This window comes from Psychromonas sp. (assembly GCF_983033635.1).
On record NZ_CEZLMY010000220.1, the window covers coordinates 758 to 4,818 of the forward strand.

5 protein-coding genes are annotated in these 4,061 nt (G+C 40.9%); all 5 read left to right on the forward strand.

The features are described from left to right. Positions 1-904, forward strand: a 904-nt coding sequence (locus tag AC4GME_RS17235; RefSeq protein ID WP_490379881.1) for a beta/alpha barrel domain-containing protein, incomplete at its 5' end; no start/stop codon positions are given. Between the two features lie 9 nt (positions 905-913). Next, entirely contained in the window at positions 914-1,366 is a 453-nt protein-coding gene (locus AC4GME_RS17240) for a VF530 family protein (protein WP_490376561.1), read from the forward strand. Positions 1,367-1,670: 304 nt separating this feature from the next. Beyond that, complete coding sequence (locus AC4GME_RS17245; protein WP_490376560.1) at positions 1,671-1,961, forward strand: DUF2513 domain-containing protein; 291 nt, start codon at positions 1,671-1,673, stop codon at positions 1,959-1,961. A gap of 39 nt (positions 1,962-2,000) precedes the next feature. Then, positions 2,001-2,879, forward strand: a complete 879-nt coding sequence (locus AC4GME_RS17250; RefSeq protein ID WP_490376559.1) for an alpha/beta fold hydrolase — start codon at positions 2,001-2,003, stop codon at positions 2,877-2,879. Positions 2,880-3,347: 468 nt separating this feature from the next. Beyond that, positions 3,348-4,061: helix-turn-helix domain-containing protein (locus AC4GME_RS17255; RefSeq protein WP_490379882.1), on the forward strand; the 714-nt coding region annotated here is incomplete at its 3' end.

Consider the following 4,061-nt stretch of genomic DNA (forward strand, 5'->3'; position numbering starts at 1 on the left):
AATCCCCCCGTTACAGGCACAGCTTTCGCAACGTGTACCTATGGCTGACGATATAACAGCTGAAGCGGATTCTGGTGGTCATACCGATAACCGTCCGTTTTTAACGCTTCTGCCAACCATTATCGCACTGCGTGATCAGATCCAGGCTGAATATAACTATTCACCCGCACTGCGCGTTGGCGCCGGTGGCGGTATCGGAACGCCGGAAGCAACACTGGCAGCCTTTAATATGGGCGCAGCCTACATTGTTTTAGGCTCGGTGAATCAAGCATGCGTGGAGGCGGGGGCATCTGAGCATACCCGTAAATTGCTTGCCAATGTGGAGATGGCTGATGTTACTATGGCACCCGCTGCCGATATGTTTGAGATGGGCGTAAAGCTGCAGGTAGTAAAGCGTGGCAGCATGTTTGCGATGCGTGCTAATAAACTTTATGACCTGTATAGCAATTACGATTCAATCGAAGCAATTCCAGCGCTTGAGCGTGAAAAAATCGAGAAACAGATATTCCGTCAGAACTTAGATGATGTATGGACGACAACTATTGCCTTTTTCCATGAGCGTGATCCAGAGATGCTGGCGCGTGCTAAAAGCAACCCTAAACGTAAAATGGCGCTGATTTTCCGTTGGTATTTAGGGCTTTCTTCCCGCTGGTCAAATATCGGTGAAAAAGGGCGTGAAATGGATTACCAAATCTGGGCCGGCCCAAGTTTAGGGGCATTTAACAGTTGGGTGAAGGGCACTTATTTAGAGGATTACAGTCAACGAAATGCAGTTGATGTGGCATTGCATCTGTTAAAAGGCGCCGCATATCTGCAACGTATAAACCAATTGAAGTTGCAAGGTGTTGAATTACGCAACAGCTTGTTAAGTTATCATCCTGAAAGCCAAATTTTCTCATCATAAGAGATTTAAATGACAGATAAAAAAGCAAGTAACCCATTATACGGAATGAAACTGGAACAGTTATTGACAGAAATTTCTGACCATTATGGCTGGGAACTATTAAGTGACGCATTACAGATTAATAGATTTCAGTTCCATACGGGGATGAAATCGACAGCAAAATTTTTGCGCAGTAATCAGTGGGCTAGAGAGAAGGTGGAAAACTTTTATCTATATCAGTATAAAAATTTCCCCTATCCTGACGACAAACAATTGTCCATTCCGCCCCGTGATCGTCAAATTCCTGTTGACCAACAAGCGGGCGATCCAGCTGAAATCACACAAGAGGTGATATTGCTGATAGATAAAGCTGCAAATGTGCGCCATTACGAAGTATCAAAAAGTGCCGAGAAAAGCAAAAAAGCAACATCTGAACGTACTGATGAGCCGCCATACGATCCGAGTAATCCGTGGAATAAGTAAGTCAGTACAACCAGCTTATTAAAGGGTTAAAGAAAGATTAACTAAGGTCTGGATGTGACGCATTTTAGACCTTATTTATAATCAGTGAATATAAGGTATGGATGTCCGCTTTTGCACCGTATTTATAATCAGTAAATGTAACCTGTTTTGCCTAGAATTGGACAAAAACGTCACTGCGAAGGTTATCATCAGATTAAGGATCGCATCATGAAAAGGGACTTCGATTTAATTCGCGAAATATTACTCGCAGCAGAAGCTCAGGATTTTAATCGTACTCAACCTATTGCTCCAACCGGCTATTCAAATGATGAATAAAATGTCATGTAAAAACAATGGTAGACGGTGGCTTACTTCAAATGAAACAACATCCAAAATTGATACTCCAGCTCCTGTTTTCGTCGGTTTAACTTGGGAAGGTCATGAATTTCTAGACGCTATCCGTGAACAAAGACCATGGGAAACTGTAAAAAACTCGCTAACTGAGAAAGGGGCGGCTTTAAGTTATGAAGCTCTAAAAGGAGTGGTTGTTGCAACTGCTAAGAGCCTATTAGTGTCTCCATACAAGGCATTACGGTTAATTACAGGATCAGGTTAAAAGCACTCGTGCTACGTTATATTGAAAATTGGAGATGAAATGAAAAGACAACTTTTGGGAATATTGCTTTCTTTATTGGTATTAGCTGGATGCGGAAGTAAACATACTTCTGTTAAGTATGAAGTTGCTGTATCGAGTGATTCAGAGCGAATTGCGTATAGCACATATGGCGCAGGAGAAACTTCCTTAATATTCATTCATGGGTGGAGTTGTGATAGTCGTTATTGGCATAAGCAACTCTCTACCTTTTCAAAAAATTATCGAGTAATTACAATTGATCTCGCAGGTCATGGCAACTCCTCATTGGGTAGACTTGATTACACAATGTTATCTTTTGCTAATGATGTAAAAGCTGTTATTGAAAAAGACAACCTAAACCAAGCAATCTTAATTGGTCATTCAATGGGTGGTGGTGTAATGGCAGAAGTTGCACGGCTTATGCCTAAAAAAGTTGTCGCTATTATCGGTATCGATACTTTTCAAAATGTTGCAGAAGAAATCCCTCAAAAAATTATTGATGAAATGTCCCAAGCTTTTGAGGTTGATTTTCAAAATGCAATGCAGGATTTTGTCTCGCCTATGTTCCCTGAAGAAACTGATGGAGAGTTAATCAGTTGGGTTAAAGAGGATATGGCTTCAGCCCCTCACGAAGTTGCATTAAGTGTTTTCCGCAACTATATGGGTCAATATGTAAATGGTGAGGCTAGTGGTGTCTTTGAGAATATAACTATTCCTGTGGTATCAATTAATGCTAGGTTATGGCCAACGGACCCAGATACTAATAGAAAACATATTCAAACTTATAATCTTTTCTATATAGAAGGAACAGGACATTTTCCAATGCTAGAAAAGCCAAAAGAATTCAACTCGATCTTAACAGAGGTTCTTGAATATATTGAGACCAAGAAGAATCTGTAGCGCACCAAACCTATAAGTTGCTGCACTCGGACTCTGTAGTTGTCGCGGTTTTTGCTAAAACAAAAGACTGCAAAAACAGCACCTACTTACTCGCCGGTGAGCAAGGCGTTAATACAGTCTCTTTAAAAATTGATTTCTAAATCGGTTTGGGGGCGTTTGCGAGATAGCTTCCTAAGGCGGAAAGGGGCATAAAGCGCCTTAGTGCTTTTGCACTATTTATCTATTTAGATTACACCATTTACGTTCATTTTCTCCCAATAGCGAGCGTAAAATCCAATTTTTCCTTTAACTAGATCGGATATAACGCTAAGACGGCCCAAATAGCCTGATAAGGTATCACAACAAAGTCGCTAGGCAATTAGTCCGACAGCATCCCTTGGTAATGGCATCGGAGTAAAGTAATGGTACTATTAGACTCTAGGTTTCCTGAAGCCTTTTAATACTTATTTATCAACGGTCGAGCTCTCTATGGATTTTCAAATTGGTTTCAATGAAGTTGAGATTGATGCGCTGGAAAATAAAAGTGTAGAAGCCGTTTGGACTTACTACAATATTCAAGGAAATCACCACTATATCGTGCCTGATGGTAGAACAGACCTTATCTTTACATTCGATGTTCAGGTGGGAGGGCAGTTAAGCAATATTATACCAATTATCTCTCCTCCTTTTACTAAAGCTCACTTAATAAAGATCGGTGCCTATCAAGGTTTCATCGGGCTTAGATTGAGAGCCGGCTGTGCTGGCGTGTTCCTAAACACGCCACTTTCTAAAATCTCAGGCTGCCTGCAATATGGAAAATACGCTGGAGAACATCTCCCTTGGATCGGAAATCTTTGTCGTGATAAAAACAATATAAGTCAACTAATCACGAATATTAACCAACATGTTTGTGCAACTCCATCACAGATAAAGTCTTCAATGATTGCGGATATTCTAAGCTTAATACACGAAGCTCAAGGTATCACGCAAATCAGTAACATTGCACAGCAGATAAAAGTGTCAGAACGAACAGTCAACAGAAAATTTACCAATGCTGTTGGTTTATCCCCCAAGCAGTTCTCATCTATAGTTAGGTTAAGGCGAGCGATTGATTGCCTAACTAACCCTGATTATGCCATTTCATCGATAGCTATAGATTGTGGCTTTTCAGATCAGGCCCACATGACAAGAGAGATCAAAAGC